The organism is Pseudomonas sp. GW822-FHT03F08 (assembly GCF_058801265.1).
Map to the genome: position 1 here is coordinate 37,750 of NZ_JBXANC010000013.1, position 20,904 is coordinate 58,653.

Here is a 20,904-nt window from a genome sequence, read left to right on the forward strand (position 1 = left end):
AGCGGCCGAAAAGTCTGTCGGCAGACTATCGACTTTTGTCGTCAGCCTCGCGTCGCAATTGTGTAGGAGAGGTACCGAATTCACGCAGGACGGCGGCCGAGAACGCACTTTGCGATCCATAGCCTACACGGCTGGCCACTTCCCCGATGGCTAGCGTGGTTTCCCGCAACAGCGTGACGGCCTTATGCAGCCGTCGACTGCGAATGTAATCCATGGGTGTCTGCCCGCATTCGGCGACGAACCGCGCATGCAATCGGGCGCTGGATAGTCCGGCGACACGCGCCAGATCCGCGACCTGCAGCGGGTAGGCCGCGTACTGCTCGATGTGCGCATCGAGGGCCGCGTAGGGCAGGCGACGGGCGCAGACCTCGGCAGGTTGCGCGTGATTCAGGCTCGCCAGCAACAGCACCGCACCCTGTTGCGCAATCAGCGGATCGTCCACCGGGCTGTTCGCCAGCCAATTGACCAGTTGGCCCTGGCCGGCATCCAGCGACAGCCGCGCGGCGTTGTCCAGCAGGCGGCGGCTGGCGTCGGCGTGATCGCCCAGTGAGCGTGACAACCATTGATCGTCCGGCACGTCCAGTACCAGACAACGGCTGCCCTTGGGGCTGCCGCACGCGTGATGCGCGCCGGAGGGAATCACCACGAAGCTCTGCTGCAATACCTGGCTGCCATGCCCTTCGACTTCGAAATCCAGCGCACCCGACAGGCCGAACACCAGTTGGGCGTGGTCGTGACTGTGGACGATCAGGTCGTGGGTGTAATGGCGCAGGGTCAGGATCGGTGGCATGGCGGTCTCCGGGCGAGCTGCCAGTCTACACCGGCGCAGGGGCGACGCGTTTGTCACAAGACTGACGCACGCCTGTCATGGTCGATTAACCGGGCTCGCGCACAGTGGCGAAAACATCGCAGAGGGTTGCCCATGACCAGCGCCGAGCTCGCCAGACCCAGCCGTAAACAAAGGGTTCGCACCTTGTGGATTTCCGACGTGCATCTGGGCACGCGGGATTGCCAGGCCGAGCATCTGTCGCAATTTCTCAAGGGTTATCACGCCGACAAGATCTACCTGGTCGGTGACATCATCGACGGCTGGAAACTGCGCGGCGGCATGTACTGGCCCCAGGCGCACACCAACGTGATCCGCCGCTTGCTGACCATGAGCAAGCGCGGCACCGAGGTGATCTACGTCACCGGCAACCATGACGAATTCCTGCGTCGCTATTCGAAGCTGATCCTGGGCAACATCCAGTTGGTCGACGAAGCGGTGCACGTCACGGCCGATGGCCGGCATTTGCTGGTGATCCACGGCGACCAGTTCGACGTGATCACCCGTTATCACCGCTGGCTGGCCTTTCTCGGCGACTCGGCCTACGAATTCACCCTGACCCTCAATCGCTGGCTCAATCACTGGCGGGCGAAATACGGTTACGGCTATTGGTCGCTGTCGGCCTATCTCAAGCACAAGGTGAAGACCGCAGTGAGCTTCATCAGCGACTTCGAAGAAGCCATCGCTCATGAGTGCGTGAAGCGCGAATTGCACGGCGTGGTGTGCGGGCACATTCACCATGCCGAGATCCGCAAGGTCGGCGAGGTGGATTACCTCAATTGCGGTGACTGGGTGGAGTCGTGCACGGCGCTGATCGAACACTGGGACGGCACGATCGAGCTGTATCGCCTGGCGGATGCACAGGCGCGGGAGGCCGAACTGAAAGCGGCCAAGGTTGCCGAGCTGGCCTGAGTGTCCAGATCAACTCAGGCCGGCGCGTGTTCTTCCATCGCAGCCTTGTAGATGGAGTTCTTCGGCCGGGCGAACAGGCGCTCCATCATCGGTTCGAAGAAGCTCAGCGGCAGGGTGTCGTAATCCGGGTCGAATGCCGCCGCGTCGTATTTCGCGCAGAATTCCGCGGTCGCCTGATACTGCGGATGACCGCTGAACTGCTCGCGCAGGTGCCGATCCATGCCCAGGTGATGGAAGAAGTAGTAGCCCTGGAAGATCCCGTGCTTTTCCACCATCCACAGGTTCTCGGCGCTGACGAACGGCTTGAGAATGGCGGCGGCGATGTCCGGGTGATTGTAGGAGCCCAGCGTGTCGCCGATGTCGTGGAGCAGGGCGCAGACCACGTATTCCTCGTCGCGTCCGTCGCGATATGCACGGGTCGCGGTTTGCAGCGAGTGTGTCAGGCGATCCACCGGAAACCCGCCGAAATCACCTTCGAGCAATTTCAGGTGCGCCATGATCCGGCCCGGCAGTTGACGGGCGTAGGCGCTGAAGTCCGCCGCGATGATCGCCCAGTCTTCCTGCGTGCCGTCCTTCATGTGGGTGAAACGGGCATTGGCATTCATCGGCAATCCTCTTGGTCAGGGTTTCTAGAACGCCACGCGGCCCAGGATCATGTCGCGGTACATGACGAAATCCCCCAGCAGGCTGTAGAACGGATGCTGGAATGTCGCCGGCCGGTTCTTCTCGAAAAAGAAATGGCCGACCCAGGCGAAGCTGTAGCCGGCCAGCGGCAGGGCCAGCAACAGCAGCCAGGCGCCCTTGGCGATGGTCATCGCGAGAATGAAGATCACCAGCGTCGTCCCGATGAAATGCAGGCGACGGCAGGTGCTGTTGCTGTGTTCGCTGAGGTAATACGGATAGAACTCGGCGAAGCTGTTGAAAGGCTTGATGGTTTCCACGACCGCGATCTCTGTGGTTATTGTTCTGATTGCAAGTTGTTCGGTGGGTAGCTTATTTGAGTCTAGAGTGATCATTGGCGTCGGCCAGTGACAATCGGCGCCACTTTACTATCCTTGGGAAATCGGCCGTAGTATGCGGCTCACCATGTCATCCAAGAAAAAACGCCATGAGCGAACGAACGACATCTGCAAGCTGGGCGATGGGGATTGTCAAAGCACTGGAAATGGACGGCCTGGATTGCCGGGTTCTGTTCAAACAGCTGGGGCTCGACTACGCGGCGCTGGAGGATCCGGACGCACGCTTCCCGCAGGATTCCATGACCCGACTCTGGCAACGGGCGGTCGAGCTGTCCGGCAATCCCGCCATCGGTCTGAACATGGGCAAGGTGGTGCGACCGGCGTCGTTCCATGTGGCGGGCTACGCGCTGATGTCCAGCAACACCCTGGCCGAAGGCTTTCAGCGACTGGTGCGTTATCAGCGGATCATTGCCGAAAGTGCCGACCTGAGTTTTCGCCTGCTCGACGAAGGTTATGCATTGATTCTGACGGTGCACGGCGATCATCTGCCGCCGACCCGGCAAAGTGCCGAAGCCTCGCTGGCCTGCGCACTGGCGCTGTGCGGCTGGCTGACCGGGCGCACGCTGCACCCGCGCAAAGTGCTGGTGCAGGGCGACGAACCCGATGATCTTCAACCCTACAAACAAGCCTTCCATGCTCCGCTGGTGTTCAACGCGCCGTATGACGCGCTGATCTTCGAACGCGCCGACATGGAGGCGCCGCTGCCCACCGCCAACGAGGCGATGGCGCTGCTGCACGACCGGTTTGCCGGGGAATATCTGGCGCGGTTTTCCGAAAGCCGCGTGACCCACAAAGCGCGCCAGGTGTTGTGCCGTCTGTTGCCTCAGGGCGAGCCCAAGCGCGATACGGTGGCGCAGACCCTGCACTTGTCGCAGCGCACCTTGCAACGGCGTTTGCAGGAGGAGGGCACCAGTTTTCAGCAGTTGCTCGACGACACGCGCCGAGAACTCGCCGAGCAATACCTGGCGCAGCCGAGCATGACCTTGCTGGAGATTGCCTATCTGCTGGGGTTTGCCGATCCGAGCAATTTCTTCCGTGCCTTCCGCCGCTGGTTCGACACCACGCCCGGCGATTACCGGGCGCGGTTGCTGGAGGCGCCAAACGCGATCAGTGACGCCAGAACGCCGGAATACACAGCACAAACACCGTAATGATCTCCAGTCGGCCGAGCAGCATGCCGAACGACAGAATCCACTTGGCCGCATCCGGCAGGCTGGCGAAGTTGCCGGCCGGGCCGATGGTTTCGCCCAGCCCCGGGCCGACGCCGGACACGGTGCTGGCGGCGCCGGTCAACGCGGTCATCCAGTCCACGCCCAGCAGCGATAGCAGCAGGGCGATCACGCAGATGGTGATGGCGAAGAAGAACGAGAACGTCAGGATCGACCGGACGATTTCCTCGTCGAGGCGATGACCGTTGTACTTCTGCTTGATCACCGCACGCGGGTGGATCAGCTGGTTAAGGTTGGCCTTGAGCAGGATGTAGGCGACCTGGAAGCGGAAGATCTTGATCCCGCCCGCCGTCGAGCCGGAGCAGCCACCGACGAAGCCCAGATAGAAGAACAGCATCAGCGAGAAATTGCCCCACAGGCTGTAATCCCCCAATGCGAATCCGGTGGTGGTGACCACTGACGTCACGTTCAGCGCCACATGGCGCAACGCGTCAAGCCAATGCAGGTTGGTGGTCCACCAGTACCAGGTGCCGAGCACTAGCCAGGTCACCAGCAACATGCCGAGCAAGCCCTGCACCTGCTGATCCTTGATCAGCGCCCGACGGTTGCCGCGCAGCGTCGCCACGTACAGGGTGAACGGCAGGCTGCCGAGGATCATCACCACAACTGCCACCCAGTGCACCGCCGGTTGCGTCCACTTGGCCAGGGATTGGTCGGAAGTCGAGAAACCGCCGGTGGAGATCGCCGACATCGCGTGGTTGATCGCATCGAACGGGCTCATGCCCGCCCACCAGAACGCCAGACTGCCGAGAATGGTGATGCCCACGTAAGCCGCCACGATCAGCCGCGCCACCATGTGCGAGCGGGGCATGACCTTTTCCGAGCGGTCCGAGGATTCGGTCTGGAACAGGCGCATGCCGCCGATGCGCAGCAGCGGCAGAATCGCCACCGCCATGCCGATGAAGCCGATGCCGCCGAGCCAGTGCAGCAGCGAACGCCACATCAGGATGCCCGGGGACATGGTGTCCAGCCCGCTCAATACGGTCGAGCCGGTGGCGGTGATGCCGGACATGCTTTCGAAGAATGAGTCGGTGTAGCTGATGTGCTGGGTCAGCAAAAACGGCAGCGCCGCGAAGATGCACACCACCAGCCAACTGGTGACGGTCAGCAGGTACATGTCGCGGGGACGCAGGTGAATGTGTTCCGGGCGCCCGGGAATCACCAGCGCGAGGCCAGCGAGGAAGGTGATCATGCTCGCCCAGAGGAACGACGGCAGATCGCCGGTGCGGTCGAAAATCACCAGGGTGGCCATGGGCACGACCATGGCGATGGCCAGGGTGATCAGGAAGATGCCGATGATGAAACCAATGATCCGTAAGGTCGGCAACGCCATGAAGTCCGCTCGGGCTGATGTGGGAAAGGCGCCATTCTACCTGCGGGGCAAGGCATGTAAACCGACGCGGCCGGATCACTTGCAGCTAGAATAGCCGGACATTTTTTTCAGGAGGTGGCCGATGCAGGCTCTCGACGCTTTGCTCAACCGTGTTTCCGTTCCACGACTGATCGATCCGGCCCCCACCGCCGAACAGCGCGAAGTGCTGTTTGCCGCCGCGACCCGTGCACCGGATCACGGGCATTTGCAGCCGTATCGCTTCCTGACCGTCGAAGGCGCGGCGCGTGAGCAGATGGGCGAGTTGCTGGCCGAAGCGGCGCAGATGCAGGAAGGCGAAGTCACCGAAGCGATGATCGACAAGGCGCGCAACGGCCCGCTGCGGGCGCCGCTGGTGGTGGTGGTCATCGCCAAGTTGCAGGAACACGTCAAATACCCGAAGGCCGAGCAGTTGCTGGCGGCGGGCTGTGCGGCGCACGGGATTCTGCTGGCGGCCTACGCGCAGGGGATTGGCGCGGTATGGCGCACCGGTGATCTGGCTTACTCGAAACATGTCGCCAAGGGTTTGGGGCTGACGGATGGCGAAGAGGTGATTGCGTTCCTGTACCTCGGCACCCCGCAGAAAGAACCGCGAGTGGCCGAGAAGGTTGATCTGGCGGAGTTTGTCAGTGCCTGGCCGGGTAAGGCCTGACACTGAGGATCATCAGGGCTGTACAACGGCCCCCGGTTCCAGCGGCAATTCAAGACTGGCCACAAACCCGCCCTGCGGGTGATTGGCCAGCACCAGCGTCCCGCCATGGCGCTCCGCCGCTCTCCGGGCGATCGCCAGGCCCAGGCCATGCCCGGCCGCAGTCTGCCCCGGTGCCCGATAAAACGGTTCGCCCAACTGATTCAAATGTTCGGCCTGCACCCCCGGCCCGTGGTCGCGCACGCTGACCACGATTCGCTCGCCCTGACGTGAAGCCTGCATTTCGATCGACTGCCCCACCGGGTTGAAGCGCTGGGCATTGCGCAGCAGGTTGTCCACGGCGCGCTCGATCATGGTCGGCCACCCCGTCATGTTGAGCTGCGGTTCGGCCTCCAGGCGGACGGTCTGCTCCGGCGAGCCGAGTTGTGCGTCCTTTTGCAGAGAGCCCAGCAGAGCATTCAGGTCCACGGCTTCGGCACTGGCGTTGTCGGCGTCGACCCGCGCCAGCACCAGGATTTCACTGATCAACGCTTCCAGCCGATCGCACTCGCGGGTCAGGCGTGGCCAGAGTTTTTCCCGTTCTTCCGGGCTCGCCCGTTCAGCCAGTGCCAGTGCGATGCGCAGACGCGCCAGCGGTGAGCGCAGCTCGTGGGACACGTCGCGCAGCAACTGGCGCTGACTGCCGATCAGGCTTTGCAGGCGTGCGCCCATGCGGTTGAAATCGTTGGCGAGCACGCCGAACTCATCGCGACGGTTGGCCAGTTTCGCCAGGCTGTTCTGCTGATAGGTGGTCTGCCCCAGATCGTGCACCGCGCCGCGCAAACGGCTGAGCGGACGGGTGATGGAGAAGGTCACCAGCAGGCTGAACAGGGTCAGCACCACCAATGCGATACCCAGCGCACTCAATGGCCAGAGCAGGCTTTCGCGGTGCCAGGCATCGAGTTCCGGGTGCGGGATGCGGTAGATAAAGAGGTAGGTGTCGCCGCTTTTTTCGCTGGTGAATTCATCGGTCAGCCGTCGCCATGGCAGGCGTCGGTCGTCGTTGTTCTGCCGTGCTTCGAAGGCGGCCGCGCGACGGGGGAAGGTGCCGCGCACCACCGGGTCGCCGCTTTCGTTCAGCACTTGCACGTCGATGTGATATTGGCGTTTGCGTTGTTCGAGGATGTCCTGGGCGGCGTCTTCGCCTTGGGTTTCGTAGGTCTGCGTCCAGTCGGCGGCCAGGGTGTTCAGGCCCGGATGGCGGCTGAGGATCCATGCGTCCTGGTTGAGCATGTGCCCCAGCAGAATGGAAAGCCCTGCAACCAGAGCGATGGCCAGCCAGAAGCTCGCGAGAATACGCCAGAACAATGAACGCACGGAAAGTCCTCAAACAAAGAAAACCCAACGGCGGCGAGCCGTTGGGTCGGGGCGTGACGCTAGAACATTATTGCGCCTTTTGCGGTTGTTGCGCTTTCCAGGCCTTGAATTCAGCCCATTCGGCGCGACGCTCGTCCTGTTTCTTCTGGATCTCGTCGAATTTCTTCTGTTGATCGGGCTTCAGCACGGCGCGGACATCGGATTCGGCTTTCTTGTGGTTGGCCGCCATCTCGTCTTTCATGGCTTTCTGGTCGGCTGGCGAGAGTTTCTCCAGGTATTTCTCGACCGTCTGCTTACGCTCGTGCATCTGCTCGCCCATGATCTTGCGGATCTGCTCGCGCTGTTCGCGGGACAGGTCCAGCTGGCTGTACGGGCCTTTGCCGTGCATGCCGTGCATCTGACCGCCGTGGCGCCAGCCACCGTCCGGCCCGCCCATCGGGCCACCATCCTGCGGCACGGCCATGGCGACGGTTGGCAGAGCGGCAGCGAACATCAGAGCGATAAGAGTCTTGCGCATGGTGTATCTCCTTGTCTCGTTCCCGGTACGTTCCGGATGAGTCCAGATTACGGAGATCAAGGTCAGCGGCGGTCAGCGCTGGGTAAAGCTTGGGTAAAGACGCTTTGTCATCAAACTGACAAAGCGTCCGGGTGCGGGGATTCAGAGGCTGTAATAGTAGCCGCGGCTGCGCAGGGCGACGATGCGCGGGCGGCCGTCGGCGTGGGGGCCGATCTTCTTGCGCAGGTTGCTGACGTGCATGTCCAGGCTGCGGTCGTACAGGGTCAGCTTGCGGCCGAGGGCGATCTGCGCCAGTTCCTGTTTGTCCAGCGGCTCGCCGGGTTGCTTGAGCAGGGCTTCGAGCAGGCGGCTTTCGGAAACGGTGAGGGTGAATTCCTTCTCGTCGATGCTGACCACGCCACGCACCGGGCTGAAACTCAAATCACCCAACTCAAGTTGGGTCGAGACGGCGGCCGGGTGACTGCGGCGCAAAACGGCGCGCAGGCGCGCGGTGAGCTCGCGCGGGTCGCACGGTTTGGCCAGGTAATCGTCGGCGCCCAGTTCCAGGCCGAGGATGCGATCCAGCGGCTCGCCGCGAGCCGAGAGCATCAGCACCGGCAGATCGGGGTGGTCGTTGCGCAGTTGCTTGAGGAGTTCCAGACCGCTGCCGTCAGGCAGCATCACGTCCAGCACCACGGCGGCAGGCGCGGTCTCGGCCAGTGCCTTGCGGGCGCTCTGGCCGTCGTGACACGCACGGACCTGAAAGCCTTCCTGGCTCAGCCAACTGCTCAGGAGCTCACACAGCTCCTCGTCATCATCAATCAGTAACAGCTCGCTCATGACTCACTCAATTTAGCCATTGTCGACGTTTTCGACTTGCACCACTGGCAAAGATACCGCAGAGCAGGGCCAATAGCGCTACCCCGGCACCGGTGACGAACCATTGCTGCTGTTCGGTCAGCAGGCGCGGCAGCGGGCTGGCCTGGGCTTCCTTGAGTTGCAGCTTCAGGCGCTGGTTCTCTTGGCGCAACCGGGCAAGCTGGGCGCTTTCGCGGGTGTTGTCGGCATCTTGCAGTTGTTTGCTCAGTTCTTCCCGTTGCTGCTCGCTGGCCTTCAGGCGCTGCTGCAACTCGGTGATCTGGCTGCCGGCGCTCAACGAAAGCGGCGTGGAGTTACCGCTTTCGGTGGTTTCTACACCATGGGCGGGCGCCACGATCGACAACGTGACCAACATCAGACACAACGGACCCTTGCGCATCGCGACTCCTGTTACCAAATGGATATTGGGCAGGTTGTCGGCCGGCAAACGAGAATAATGAGCGATTGAGAACGCGATGAACCGACAAGGTTCATCGCGTGGGGACACGGTCGGGGGAAAGTTACGGCAGGACTTGCTTGAACGGCTTCACGACAACATTGGCGTAGACACCGGCGGCGATGTACGGATCGGCATCGGCCCAGGCTTGCGCAGCGCTCAGGGAGTCGAATTCGGCGACGATCAGGCTGCCGGTGAAACCCGCAGCGCCCGGATCATTGCTGTCGACGGCCGGGTGCGGGCCGGCCAGGACGATGCGGCCTTCGCCCTTGAGCACTTGCAGGCGTTCAAGGTGGGCCGGGCGAGCGGCGAGGCGCGCGTCCAGGGAGTTGGCGACGTCGGTGGCAATGATTGCGTAGAGCATGTCAGTCCTCGGTTTTTGGCGTTGTGGTATCGGCGTCGTGCAGGTGACGGGACAGGTAGATGCCCTGAGCGACCAGGAACAGCACGGTCAGGCCCAGGCTGCCGAACACCTTGAAGTCCACCCAGTAGTCCTGGAAGGTGAACGCGACGAACAGGTTGGCGGCGCCGCAAAACAGGAAGAAGCCGATCCAGGCGATGTTCAGGCGCGTCCAGACAGCGTCCGGCAGTGTCAGTGCGTGACCCATGATGCGCTTGATCAGCAGACGATCACCGATGAAGTGGCTGCCGATGAAGGCCAGGGCGAACAGCCAGTTGACCACCGGGGCTTTCCACTTCAGGAAGGTTTCGCTGTGGAAGGCCAGGGTCAGGCTGCCGAACACGAGGCAGGCAATCAGGGTCAACCACTGGCTCTTTTCCAGCTTGCGCTGCTTGATGAAGAGCGCGCCATAAACCACCAGGGAGCTGATGATCAGCACGGCGGTGGCGCTGTAAATGCCGCCAACCGTCAACTCATGACCGGCGACGTCGACGGTGCGTGGATCGAGTTTGTAGACGATGAAGAACAGCAGAAGCGGGATGAAATCGATGAATTGTTTCACAGTGAGAGCCAGAAGCTGGATGTGGCGGCATAATAACAAACATATGGGCGCGCGATAGCGCCAGCTGATTTGAGGTTACACATCCCCGTGAATGTTGATTTGCACTGCCATAGCACGGCCTCCGATGGCGCCCTGGCGCCTGCGGCACTGGTTGCGCGTGCGTTCGAGAACGGCGTGCGAGTCCTGGCCCTGACCGATCACGATACCCTCGAAGGCCTGGCCGAGGCGCGCATTGCGGCCACGGAACTGGGGATGCAACTGGTCAACGGCGTCGAGCTGTCCTGCACCTGGGGCGGTGCCACCATTCATGTGCTGGGCTACGGTTTCGACGTCAACGCCACGCCGCTGGTCGAGGCGATTGCGAAATTGCACGACGGCCGCTGGCTACGGTCTGAAGAAATAAGCCGCAAGCTCGCCCTCAAGGGCATGCCGAATGCGCTCGACGGCGCACGGCAGATCCAGCAGGAACTGGGCGACAGCGGCAACGCGCCGGCCCGTCCGCATTTCGCCGACTGGATGGTGCGTGAAGGTTTCGTCAAGGATCGCGCCGAGGCGTTCCGCAAATGGCTCGGCGCCGGCAAACTGGGGGACGTCAAGCAACACTGGCCGACCCTCGAAGACACCGTCGGCACGCTGCGTGCCGCCGGGGCGTGGGTCAGCCTGGCGCATCCCTGGCACTACGATTTCACTCGCAGCAAGCGCCGAAAGCTGATTGCCGACTATATTCAAGCGGGCGGGCATGCGATCGAAGTGGTCAACGGTCATCAGCCTGCGGAACAGGTGGGCAGCCTTGCAATCCTTGCCCGTGAGTTCGGTCTGCTGGTCAGCGCCGGCAGTGATTTCCATGGCCCTGGTGGCTGGTCCGAGATCGGCCAGTACCGGCCGGTGCCGGAGGACCTTCCACCCCTGTGGTGTCGGTTCAAACATGACACAGTTATTGCCGCCGTCTGAACAGGTAGAGAATGTGAGTCAATTTTTCCAGATCCATCCGGAAAACCCGCAAGCGCGCCTGATCAAACAGGCGGTCGAAATCATCCGCAAAGGCGGGGTGGTGGTCTATCCAACGGACTCTTCCTACGCAATCGGTTGCCAGATCGGCGACAAGAACGGCATCGAGCGCGTTCGACGCCTGCGTCAGCTCGACGAAAAGCACAACTTCGCGCTGATCTGCAGCGACCTGTCGCAACTGGGCAATTACGCCAAGATCGACACCGGCACCTTCCGTATTCTCAAGGCTCATTTGCCGGGGCCTTACACGTTCATTCTCAATGCCACCCGCGAAGTGCCACGGCTGTTGCTGCACCCGAAGAAGCGCACCATCGGCCTGCGGGTGCCGAGCCATCCGATCGCTTTGGCGTTGCTTGCCGAACTGGGCGAGCCGCTGATGAGCGTGACCCTGATCATGCCGGGCGATGAAGACCCGCTGAGCGATCCGTACGAAATGCGCCAGTTGCTCGAGCATCAAGTGGACCTGATCATCGACGGCGGTTTCGGCGGCATCAAGGCCTCCACCGTGATTGACCTGACCGGCGACGATCCGGAAGTGGTCCGCGTCGGTTGCGGCGATCCGGCTCCGTTCATGGTCGAGGCCTGAATGTCCGCAGTGGAAACCGTTGATCCCCAGGCCGGTGCCCAGCAGGAACTGCCGTTTGCCATGGTCTATGGCCAGGCCGTCACGGAAATGCCGCTGGACCTGTACATCCCGCCGGACGCCCTGGAAGTCTTCCTCGAAGCCTTCGAAGGCCCGCTCGATCTGCTGCTGTACCTGATCCGCAAACAGAACATCAACATCCTCGACATCCCGGTGGCGGAAATCACCCGCCAGTACATGGGCTATGTCGAGTTGATGCAGTCGGTGCGCCTGGAACTGGCCGCCGAGTATCTGGTGATGGCGGCGATGCTGGCCGAGATCAAGTCGCGGATGCTGCTGCCCCGGGCCGAAACCGTCGAAGAGGAAGAGGACGACCCGCGCGCCGAACTGATCCGTCGTCTGCAGGAATACGAACGCTTCAAGGCCGCTGCCGAAGGCATCGACGGCCTGAGCCGGGTCGGTCGCGACGTGATCGTGCCCAAGCTCGACGCCCCGGAAGCCCGGGCGCGCAAGCTGTTGCCGGACGTGGCGCTGGAAGAAATATTGATGTCCATGGCCGAAGTGCTGCGCCGTGGCGACATGTTCGAAAGCCATCAGGTCAGCCGCGAGGCACTGTCCACCCGCGAACGCATGAGCGACGTGCTGGAACGGCTCAAGGGTGCCGGATTTGTGCCGTTCGTCGAGCTGTTCACCGCCGAGGAAGGTCGGCTCGGTGTGGTGGTGACCTTCATGGCGATCCTTGAACTGGTCAAGGAATCCTTGGTCGAGCTGGTGCAGAATGAGCCGTTCGCCGCGATCCACGTGCGAGCCCGAGCCGAATAACGAGTCCCGATATGAACCTGAGTGAACCCCGCGAGCTGGCGCCCCTGCTTGAAGCCTTTCTGTTGGCCTCGGGAAAGCCGCAAACCCTTGAACGCCTGTACGAGTTGTTCGAGGAAGGCGAACGGCCGGAACCGCCGGTCTTCAAGAAAGCCCTGACCCTGCTCGGCAAGTCCTGCGAGGGGCGGGCGTTCGAGCTCGTGGAGGTTGCCTCCGGCTATCGCCTGCAGATCCGCGAGAAGTTCGCGCCATGGGTCGGCCGCCTGTGGGAAGAGCGCCCGCAGCGTTATTCCCGGGCCCTGCTGGAAACCATGGCGTTGATTGCCTATCGCCAGCCGATCACCCGCGGCGAGATCGAAGACGTGCGTGGCGTGGCGGTCAACACCAACATCGTCAAGACGCTGATGGAGCGTGAGTGGATCCGCATCGTTGGTTACCGCGATGTGCCGGGCAAGCCGGCGATGTTCGCCACCACCAAGCTGTTCCTCGATCACTTCAACCTCAAGAGCCTCGACGAGTTGCCGCCGCTGGCCGAACTGCGCGAGATCGAGCCGGATCCGGTGCTCGACTTCGACGACGCTCCAGTGCCGCCGGGCTTGCAGGAATTGGCCGATGCCAGCGCCGAACCGGAAGAGCCGAAGGAGGAAACCAGTTTCCACACGCTGCTGCTGGAGCTGGACAGCATGGAGGAGGGGATCAAGACCGACTTCGACGATTTGCTGCGTGACGTCGCGGATGGCGAGCCGATGCCGTCGGGGTTTGAGTCCGACCTGATTGAACCGCCAGTCGATGTGGAGCCTGAGGTAGAGCCAGAGGACGATTTTGAGCCTGAATCGGAATTTGAGCCTGAGCCCGAGCAGGAAGACGATGTGCTCGGCGTGGCCGAAGCCCGGGAAAAACTGCTGGCCGCCGTCGCCCGGCTTGAACAACCCGCACCAGATCCGGAACCAGAACTGAGCGAAGAAGAAGCCGAAGCCCGCGCCCTGGCCGAGGCCATCGAAGCCGAGCGCCGCGAGTTCGAAGATTGAGCATGAGCTCAGCCAAGGACCCGTGCATCAGCCTCTGCAAGTTCAGCGACGACGTCTGCCTTGGCTGCGGTCGCAGCAAGCGCGAGATCAGGGCCTGGAAGAAACTCGACAAGGACGACAAGCGCACGGTGCTCGCCGAAGCTTCGCTGCGCCTGATCAAGCTCGGTGCCACCGGTCGGCGGAAAAAGAAATAACCTTGCCTCGATCGACTAGTCTCTGATGCGCGAACGAACACATCCGCGTATGATTCGCGACCCTTCGGCGATCCCTTCGCCCGAAAACCCAGATTTCAACGTTTCAGCGGGCTCAATCCTGAGCCGCTGAACAGATCACACCGGGAGGTGCCCAGATGAGTGACAACCAGAAAGACGACCAGGAAATCGGCCCAGCAGGCGAAAAACTGCAGAAAGTCCTCGCCCGTATCGGCGTCGGCTCGCGCCGTGACGTGGAAGCGTGGATCAGCCAGGGCCGGATCAAGGTCAATGGCAAAGACGCCACCCTCGGCCTGCGCGTCGACATGCACGATGCAATCACCATTGATGGCAAGGTCATCAAGCGTGAAGAGGCTGCCGAGTCGGTCCGCCGCGTGATCATGTACAACAAGCCCGATGGCGAGATCTGCACCCGTGACGACCCGGAAGGCCGTCCGACCGTGTTCGACAAGTTGCCGCGTCCGAAAGAAGGGCGCTGGATCAACATCGGTCGTCTCGACATCAACACCACCGGCCTGCTGATGTTCACCACCGACGGTGAGCTGGCCAACCGCCTGATGCACCCGTCCTACGAGATGGACCGTGAGTACGCGGTCCGTGTTCGCGGCGAAGTCGATGACGAGATGATTGAACGTCTGAAGGCCGGCGTTGTGCTGGAAGACGGCCCGGCGCGTTTCACCGACATCAAACAGGCACCGGGTGGCGAAGGCTTCAACCACTGGTATCACTGCGTGGTGATGGAAGGTCGCAACCGTGAAGTGCGTCGTCTGTGGGAATCCCAGGGTCTGGTGGTCAGCCGCCTGAAGCGCGTGCGTTTCGGTCCGGTGTTCCTCAACTCCGACCTGCCGATGGGCCGCTGGCGCGAAATGAGCCAGTACGAAGTCGATATTCTGAGTGCTGAAGTCGGCCTGACCCCGGTGGCCATGCCGCAACTGAACGCCAAGAGCAAAGACAAGCTCGACCGCATGCAGCGCAAGTCGTCGCGCCCGATGGCCCGTACCGAGCGCGTGCGCACCTTGCGTCCGGCCAATGGCGCACCGGCGGCTGCCGGCCCGCGTCAAGTGCGTGAGCCACAGATCGAAGGCGAGCGTCCAGGTCGCAAGCCTGCAGCACGTGACGGCGAGCGCGCTCCGCGTCCGGCCAATGGCCGCACCGAGCGTGGCGAGCGGGGTGCTCCGGCCGGTCGCGGTACGCCGGTGGCGGATCGTCCAGCCGACACCAAGCGCCCGGCCAAGCCGGCGCCGAAGCGTCCAGGCATCAAACTGGCTGACGATGACAAGCCGTCGGGCAAGCGCCGTGGCGCACCGGCCGGTTCCGGCCAGCGTCCGGGTTTCGGTCGCAAGAAGCCTGAATGATCGTATTCAGCGCTGAATGAAAAAACGCCAACCTTCGGGTTGGCGTTTTTTTTTGGATTTTTTATTTCTTTTTTTGAGCGGTTTTTTCTTATTTGAAAACAAAAAACCTGGAGCACTTTCAAATAGTTAGCGAGCTAACAGCCACGGGCGGACCCCTTCTCGATTCGTCTGTTGTGGAAACTTTACGTTACGCGCTGTCAGCAAATATTTACGGAAAAAGCCCCGGAGTCCCGTGGATCGTGCGCCTTTGCAAGGCTGTAAGGAAAACCTGCCGAAGCCCTGTCGATATGGGCCGGCGCAGGGCTCTGGCGTGCTTGTTTCAGGCTCGTTTGAGAGGTGAGATGCGCCCCATGCCTGTCGTGCAGGTGCATAACAAGAAGGAGGCGCAATGAACGCCGATATCCATTTTCACTTCTCTACGTGGGACGGATTTTTCATCGTCCACGCCGATGGCCTGCAAAGGCCTGACTCAATTTTTGCAGCCGCCCGAGCCTCTCGGGGCGGACACACGCAATCCCGGCAACCGACACGCTGATCCAGCGGGGTCTGGCAGCAGGGGGTTAGCGGTGTACAATGCGCCGCGTTTTAACTGTGACCCTCTGCGTAATCGCGCATACCTCAAGGCTATCCGCCTTGTTCACTCCGTCGCGTCACGAGCGTGTCGGGTTCGATTTCGTCACAGATAAAAACAAACAGGTGACGCATGACCGTTGTAAAAAAGCTGAATTCCTGGTGCCTGCGCTGGGGTTTGATCAAGGTTGGTTGAAATCGCAACCTTGCAGCAACGTCTACTGAACATCATCAAACCTTGCGTGAGACCTTTTTCATGAGTGGACAAAACTCGCAATCAGGCGAGCTGAAACGCGGCCTGAAAAATCGCCATATTCAACTGATCGCCCTTGGTGGCGCGATCGGTACCGGATTGTTCCTCGGCTCGGCCGGGGTGCTGAAATCCGCCGGCCCGTCGATGATCCTCGGCTATGCCATCTGCGGCTTCATCGCTTTCATGATCATGCGCCAGCTCGGCGAGATGATCGTCGAAGAGCCGGTGGCCGGCTCCTTCAGCCACTTTGCGCACAAGTACTGGGGCGGCTTCGCCGGTTTTCTGTCGGGCTGGAACTGCTGGATCCTGTACATCCTGGTGGGCATGTCGGAGCTGACTGCGGTCGGCAAGTACATCCACTACTGGGCGCCGGAGATCCCGAGCTGGGTCACCGCCGCCGCGTTCTTCGTGCTGATCAACGCGATCAACCTGGCCAACGTCAAAGTCTTCGGTGAGGCCGAATTCTGGTTCGCGATCATCAAGGTCGTGGCGATCGTCGGCATGATTGCCCTGGGCAGCTATCTGCTGGTCAGCGGCCATGGCGGCCCGCAGGCTTCGGTCAGCAACCTGTGGTCCCACGGCGGCTTCTTCCCGAACGGCGTCAGCGGTCTGGTGATGGCCATGGCGATCATCATGTTCTCCTTCGGCGGCCTGGAAATGCTCGGTTTCACCGCCGCCGAAGCCGACAAGCCGAAAACCGTGATCCCGAAAGCGATCAATCAGGTGATCTACCGGATCCTGATTTTCTACATCGGCGCACTGGTGATCCTGCTGTCGCTGACCCCATGGGACAGCCTGCTGGAAACCCTCAATGCGTCGGGCGACTCCTACAGCGGCAGCCCGTTCGTGCAAGTGTTCTCGATGCTCGGCAGCAGCACCGCCGCGCACATCCTCAACTTCGTGGTGTTGACCGCCGCGCTGTCGGTGTACAACAGCGGCACCTACTGCAACAGCCGCATGTTGCTGGGCATGGCTGAGCAGGGCGATGCGCCGAAAGGCCTGGCGAAGATCGACAAGCGTGGCGTGCCGGTACGTTCGATCCTGGCGTCGGCGGCGGTAACGCTGGTGGCCGTGTTGCTCAACTACCTGATCCCGCAACACGCGCTGGAACTGCTGATGTCGCTGGTGGTTGCAACGCTGGTGATCAACTGGGCGATGATCAGCTTCTCGCACTTCAAGTTCCGCCAGCACATGAACAAGACCAACCAGAAGCCGCTGTTCAAGGCGCTGTGGTACCCGTACGGCAACTACATCTGCCTGGCGTTCGTCGCGTTCATTCTGGGTGTGATGTTGCTGATCCCGGGCATCCAGATCTCGGTGTATGCGATTCCGGTGTGGGTCGTGTTCATGTGGGTCTGCTACGTGATCAAGAACAAGCGTGGTGCGCAGCAAGCGCTGTCTGCAGCAGGCGCTTCCAAATAAGCGACTCTGCAGAAACAACAAACCCGGCCAAGTGCCGGGTTTTTTGTGTTTGCAGATTCTGGAGGCTTTTCCGAGTTACGAGCCACTCCAGCTGCTATGCGTAGTCAGCGATGGGATACAGCGTGCACAGCGCTTCGGTCTGTAGGCGGAATTGCTCCCTCAGCGTGGGCTCCAGCGTGTAGTCCTGCTCGCCGAGCGGCGTCACGTTGTCCAGAATCCGGCACATCAGATCGACAATCTGCCGGCATCCCCGGGCGTCGATGTGGCGTTGCGCGATGGAGCCGGTGCCGATGCGCAGCCCACTGGTCACGAGGGATGATCGGGTCTCGCCGGGGACGCGGTGTTTGTTGACGATAATCCCGCAGTGCTCCAGCGCTGACTCCGCAATGGCGCCGGTGATACCGCTGCGCAACCGAAGCAGAATCGCGTGGTTCTCACTGCGCCCGCCCACGACCTCGTAGTCATGTGCCTGAAACGCACTGGCGAGTTCATCGGCCGTGCTCCGGATCCGCGCCATGTAGGCGTCGAACTCGGCCGACCTTGCATAGCCCAGTGCCGCCGCCTTGGCCGCGATCATGTTGACCGCCGGCGCGCCCTGCATTCCGGGAAACACGGCTTGATCAAGGGCACGACTGAAGGTCGTCCTCAGGCCGGGTACCTTGGTGTTCGCGTCCCGGCCGGAAAGGATCAGGCCGCCGCGGGGGCCCATGAGTTGCTTGTGCGTGCAGGTCGTGGTGACGTGTGCAACGTTGATCGGGCTCGGATGTCGCCCGGTGGCAACCAGTCCGGCGATGTGCGAAATATCAGCGAGCAGTATCGCTCCGGCCTCATCGGCAATCTCACGGAATCGTTCGAAGTCCACAACCTGTGAATAGGCGGTGGCGCAGCACATGATGATGCGCGGGCGGTGGTCGAGGGCCAGTCGGCGTACGTTGTCGTAATCGATCAGGCCGTCGGCGGTCGTGCCGTACTGGATCGCCTTGTAGTGGTCGCCCGAAAACGCGGCGGTGCTGCCGTGGGTGAGATGACCTCCGTGTTCGACGGCCATTCCCAGCAGCGTATCTCCCGGCTCAAGCAGGCCGGTGAGCACCTGGTAGTTGGCGTTCGACGCCGAGTGTGACTGCACGTTGGCGTACTGGGCGTCGAACAGCTCCCGGGCTCTTCGGATGGCCAGCGACTCGACCCGGGTGACGTTCTCGCACCCGGCGTTATAGCGCCTGCCGGGCATGCCCTCGGCCGTCACGTTGACCAGCGCCGACGCCGATGCCACCAAGGTGCGAGGCTTGACTGCGCAAGAGGAGGAGATCAGCGAGAGAGTCCGGTGTTGACGCGTGACTTCAGCGTCGAGGATCTGTGCGAGTTCGGCGTCTTCCGCCCGAAGATCCGCCAGGCCACGTCGCAGTAAGTCGGCCTGGTTCGTAAGCTGTTCGGTATTGACTGGCATTGTCTGTATTCCTTCCCTGTTTGTTGCGCGCAACGAACAACCGCGCGTCTTCCCTGGTCCTGCGTGTGCGTACCTGCGTCCATGTTCTGCCAAGCGCCATACAGGCCGATCCGTGTTCTGGCGGCGATGCGCGCAAAACTAAAGCCTGTTTAAACAGCCGGTTTTCATGACCTCTGCTCGTAACCGTGAGGAGAGAATCGCCGGATGCATCATAGATTTTTTGCTTGGGAACGCCACAAGATTAATCAGAAAAATGAACATTGTTCAAATAAAATGATTCTTTTTGTCCCCCTGAAGGGTGTAAAACTGCAGCTCGGCAGGCGTGACTTTCCAGGTGTCACGGGTGACGACAAGGAGAACTAACAAGTCAGTACAGATTTTGCTGACCTGGACTATGCGGTGTCGTTTAGTCACTCAAGGAGGGAGGATGCTATGATCGCGCGCGGCTTTGATACGGATAAAACTGTAATGACCCACTTGACTTGAGTGATCCATGAGTGAGCGCTCGGGGTGTGATGTCAATTACAGTTATAAATGGATGGTAAGCACTTCATGCACAGAAGAGAAAGATCGGAGAATCTGAAAAACAACATCAAGTACTTGATTAAAAGTCGTGGGGAGACGCAGCTGTCCTTGTGCAACTCCAGTGGCCTGACCCGAACCACCATCTATAATATTCTCGAAGGGAAGGTGGTCAACGTACAGCAGTCCACGGTTCGCAAGATTTCTGATTTTTTCGGCGTTTCTTATGAGGAAATAGAAACGATCGATTTTGAAGAGAAGGAGATAATAGAAAGCAGTATTTCTCCGCAGGGCAATATGAACCCGGCGGCAGTGCCTATCATAAAAGAGAGCCTGGTTATCCAGAGTCTGGATAAAAGGATAGGCGAGTTGGCCACGATTTACCCGTTGACTTACTATTTCGGCACCTCCTTCAACTTGATAGGTGTGCTGCTGGAGAACGAGATCAATGGTTTACATGAGCCAGGCGATCTATTGATCGTGCAGAAAGGCTCGTCGACCGGCGACAGGGAAAAGCTGGTGTATGACAAGATCACAAACAGGCTGCTTATAACCAAAGAGATCAGCGTTGCTACGGATCGCATTTGTGTTGTCGGGGATATAATCGAGGAACGATTTAATGGGTTGTAGTGTTGAAATGGAAAACAGCAAGTACAAGCTATTGGGGTTTGAAAATGGAAAAAGCCTGGCCGTCATCATGGTCATCGCGACCGGCAAGATTATTAAAATAAAACTGAGTGAAGTGTTGAATAGTGAGATTATGGACAATCTGAACAAGATAGAAGTCAAAAACCTGTACAAGAAGTTTTATTCCCAGGGAGAGACGCTCACCGCCTATGATCTGAATGATCGTCATGAGAGTTCCTGGATGATCTATATCATTCTGAACCTCATGTTGTTTACGCTGTATATCTTTACCAGTATCGCCGCGACCAAACCGATCTATCTGGAATACTTTGATATTATCGTAACGCCGGGTACCTTTCTTTATCCGTTGACCTTTCTGATCGTCGATTTGTTGAATGAGACGTTCGGTCTCAGGCTTGCGCGAAAAGCGATACTTTTTGCTTTTATCAGCAACGCGGCCATCATCATTTTGCTGGCCATCACGACACATCTCCCCGGGCTGCCGGGCTGGAAGCTCGATGGGCCTTACAATGACGTTATCAGTCAGTTGTCTTCTGTCCTGGTAGCCTCTTCTGTTTCATTCCTGGTTTCCGAGAATATCAACTCGTATCTGTTGTGCAAAATCAAGGAACTCACGAACTCCAGATTCCTGTTTTTGCGCGTGTTTTTAAGTACGTTGTTTGCGGTGATCATCGACAGCTTTCTTTTCTGCTTCATCGCATTTTATGGCGCGATGGAAACCAGCGCGATACTGAACATGATCTACGTCCAGATTGCGATAAAGGTAGGCTTCGCTTTCTTTAATGTCTTGCCTGCCTACGGGGCAAGGGCATTGTTCAAGAAGTACCTGACTGGCGGTCAGACGCAATAATGCAGGATGGCGCTCACCGGGTGTGTTGTTGCTGTCATGCCGGGTGAGCGCTTGATG

Annotated in this window: 23 protein-coding genes; 12 read left to right on the plus strand and 11 right to left on the minus strand. The window is 60.3% G+C overall.

The window, feature by feature from the left end; genetic code table 11:
• Positions 1–25: 25 nt before the first annotated feature.
• A complete protein-coding gene (locus AC1RME_RS26720; protein ID WP_096822235.1) occupies positions 26–790 on the minus strand; it encodes a helix-turn-helix transcriptional regulator in 765 nt (254 codons plus the stop codon).
• 132 nt (positions 791–922) lie between these two features.
• Between AC1RME_RS26720 and AC1RME_RS26725 the strand changes: the two genes are divergently transcribed.
• A complete protein-coding gene (locus AC1RME_RS26725) occupies positions 923–1,738 on the plus strand; it encodes a UDP-2,3-diacylglucosamine diphosphatase (protein WP_007958385.1) in 816 nt (271 codons plus the stop codon).
• A gap of 14 nt (positions 1,739–1,752) precedes the next feature.
• Here AC1RME_RS26725 and AC1RME_RS26730 read toward each other — a convergent pair whose 3' ends face one another.
• Together AC1RME_RS26730 and AC1RME_RS26735 are read right to left on the minus strand one after the other, a co-directional pair.
• Positions 1,753–2,343 carry an HD domain-containing protein gene (locus tag AC1RME_RS26730; RefSeq protein WP_096822234.1) on the minus strand — a complete coding sequence of 197 codons (591 nt, stop codon included), beginning with the start codon at positions 2,341–2,343 and terminating at the stop codon, positions 1,753–1,755.
• Positions 2,344–2,367: 24 nt separating this feature from the next.
• Positions 2,368–2,679 carry an Mpo1-like protein gene (locus AC1RME_RS26735; protein WP_096822233.1) on the minus strand — a complete coding sequence of 104 codons (312 nt, stop codon included), beginning with the start codon at positions 2,677–2,679 and terminating at the stop codon, positions 2,368–2,370.
• 167 nt (positions 2,680–2,846) lie between these two features.
• Between AC1RME_RS26735 and AC1RME_RS26740 the strand changes: the two genes are divergently transcribed.
• Positions 2,847–3,908: an AraC family transcriptional regulator gene (locus AC1RME_RS26740; protein ID WP_217993314.1), complete on the plus strand. Its 1,062-nt coding sequence runs from the start codon at positions 2,847–2,849 to the stop codon at positions 3,906–3,908.
• Here the strand turns inward: AC1RME_RS26740 and AC1RME_RS26745 are convergent.
• Complete coding sequence (locus tag AC1RME_RS26745) at positions 3,865–5,319, minus strand: TrkH family potassium uptake protein (RefSeq protein ID WP_096822231.1); 1,455 nt, start codon at positions 5,317–5,319, stop codon at positions 3,865–3,867. The genes AC1RME_RS26740 and AC1RME_RS26745 overlap by 44 nt on opposite strands.
• 121 nt (positions 5,320–5,440) lie before the next feature.
• Here AC1RME_RS26745 and AC1RME_RS26750 point away from each other — a divergent pair, with 121 nt between their 5' ends.
• Positions 5,441–6,007 carry a nitroreductase family protein gene (locus AC1RME_RS26750; protein WP_096822230.1) on the plus strand — a complete coding sequence of 189 codons (567 nt, stop codon included), beginning with the start codon at positions 5,441–5,443 and terminating at the stop codon, positions 6,005–6,007.
• Positions 6,008–6,019: 12 nt separating this feature from the next.
• Here AC1RME_RS26750 and AC1RME_RS26755 read toward each other — a convergent pair whose 3' ends face one another.
• The 6 genes from AC1RME_RS26755 to AC1RME_RS26780 all read right to left on the minus strand — a co-directional run bounded on the left by AC1RME_RS26755 (position 6,020) and on the right by AC1RME_RS26780 (position 10,133).
• Positions 6,020–7,360 carry a sensor histidine kinase gene (locus tag AC1RME_RS26755; RefSeq protein WP_102620316.1) on the minus strand — a complete coding sequence of 447 codons (1,341 nt, stop codon included), beginning with the start codon at positions 7,358–7,360 and terminating at the stop codon, positions 6,020–6,022.
• A gap of 67 nt (positions 7,361–7,427) precedes the next feature.
• Positions 7,428–7,877 carry a Spy/CpxP family protein refolding chaperone gene (locus AC1RME_RS26760; RefSeq protein ID WP_102620317.1) on the minus strand — a complete coding sequence of 150 codons (450 nt, stop codon included), beginning with the start codon at positions 7,875–7,877 and terminating at the stop codon, positions 7,428–7,430.
• A 141-nt stretch (positions 7,878–8,018) separates the two neighbouring features.
• Entirely contained in the window at positions 8,019–8,696 is a 678-nt protein-coding gene (locus tag AC1RME_RS26765) for a response regulator transcription factor (protein WP_096822228.1), read from the minus strand.
• Positions 8,697–8,703: 7 nt separating this feature from the next.
• Positions 8,704–9,114, minus strand: a complete 411-nt coding sequence (locus AC1RME_RS26770; RefSeq protein WP_096822227.1) for an SH3 domain-containing protein — start codon at positions 9,112–9,114, stop codon at positions 8,704–8,706.
• A 121-nt stretch (positions 9,115–9,235) separates the two neighbouring features.
• Entirely contained in the window at positions 9,236–9,535 is a 300-nt protein-coding gene (locus AC1RME_RS26775) for a YciI family protein (RefSeq protein WP_096822226.1), read from the minus strand.
• 1 nt (position 9,536) lies between these two features.
• Positions 9,537–10,133, minus strand: coding sequence for a septation protein A (locus AC1RME_RS26780; RefSeq protein ID WP_085710410.1), 597 nt, complete (start codon positions 10,131–10,133; stop codon positions 9,537–9,539).
• A gap of 87 nt (positions 10,134–10,220) precedes the next feature.
• On the opposite strand from AC1RME_RS26780, the gene AC1RME_RS26785 reads away from it, so the two are divergent.
• The 7 genes from AC1RME_RS26785 to AC1RME_RS26815 all read left to right on the plus strand — a co-directional run bounded on the left by AC1RME_RS26785 (position 10,221) and on the right by AC1RME_RS26815 (position 17,383).
• Positions 10,221–11,084, plus strand: a complete 864-nt coding sequence (locus AC1RME_RS26785; RefSeq protein ID WP_493091981.1) for a PHP domain-containing protein — start codon at positions 10,221–10,223, stop codon at positions 11,082–11,084.
• Positions 11,085–11,097: 13 nt separating this feature from the next.
• Positions 11,098–11,727, plus strand: coding sequence for an L-threonylcarbamoyladenylate synthase (locus tag AC1RME_RS26790; protein ID WP_096822250.1), 630 nt, complete (start codon positions 11,098–11,100; stop codon positions 11,725–11,727).
• Positions 11,728–12,546, plus strand: coding sequence for a segregation and condensation protein A (locus AC1RME_RS26795; RefSeq protein ID WP_096822223.1), 819 nt, complete (start codon positions 11,728–11,730; stop codon positions 12,544–12,546). It abuts the gene before it with no gap.
• An 11-nt stretch (positions 12,547–12,557) separates the two neighbouring features.
• The gene (gene scpB, locus AC1RME_RS26800) at positions 12,558–13,571 is read left to right on the plus strand and encodes an SMC-Scp complex subunit ScpB (RefSeq protein ID WP_493091982.1); all 1,014 of its coding nucleotides are present in this window, start codon (positions 12,558–12,560) and stop codon (positions 13,569–13,571) included.
• A gap of 2 nt (positions 13,572–13,573) precedes the next feature.
• A complete protein-coding gene (locus AC1RME_RS26805) occupies positions 13,574–13,765 on the plus strand; it encodes a DUF1289 domain-containing protein (RefSeq protein WP_102620320.1) in 192 nt (63 codons plus the stop codon).
• 155 nt (positions 13,766–13,920) lie between these two features.
• The gene (rluB, locus tag AC1RME_RS26810) at positions 13,921–15,138 is read left to right on the plus strand and encodes a 23S rRNA pseudouridine(2605) synthase RluB (RefSeq protein ID WP_096822221.1); all 1,218 of its coding nucleotides are present in this window, start codon (positions 13,921–13,923) and stop codon (positions 15,136–15,138) included.
• 826 nt (positions 15,139–15,964) lie between these two features.
• The gene (locus AC1RME_RS26815; protein ID WP_096822220.1) at positions 15,965–17,383 is read left to right on the plus strand and encodes an amino acid permease; all 1,419 of its coding nucleotides are present in this window, start codon (positions 15,965–15,967) and stop codon (positions 17,381–17,383) included.
• A gap of 94 nt (positions 17,384–17,477) precedes the next feature.
• Here AC1RME_RS26815 and glyA read toward each other — a convergent pair whose 3' ends face one another.
• Positions 17,478–18,827 (minus strand): serine hydroxymethyltransferase, encoded by a 1,350-nt coding sequence (gene glyA / locus AC1RME_RS26820; protein WP_493091983.1) that lies wholly within the window; start codon positions 18,825–18,827, stop codon positions 17,478–17,480.
• Positions 18,828–19,379: 552 nt separating this feature from the next.
• On the opposite strand from glyA, the gene AC1RME_RS26825 reads away from it, so the two are divergent.
• Together AC1RME_RS26825 and AC1RME_RS26830 are read left to right on the plus strand one after the other, a co-directional pair.
• Positions 19,380–19,979: a helix-turn-helix transcriptional regulator gene (locus AC1RME_RS26825; protein ID WP_096822249.1), complete on the plus strand. Its 600-nt coding sequence runs from the start codon at positions 19,380–19,382 to the stop codon at positions 19,977–19,979.
• Entirely contained in the window at positions 19,969–20,847 is an 879-nt protein-coding gene (locus AC1RME_RS26830; protein WP_096822218.1) for a queuosine precursor transporter, read from the plus strand. Before AC1RME_RS26825 ends, AC1RME_RS26830 begins: the two co-directional genes overlap by 11 nt.
• Positions 20,848–20,904: the final 57 nt, after the last annotated feature.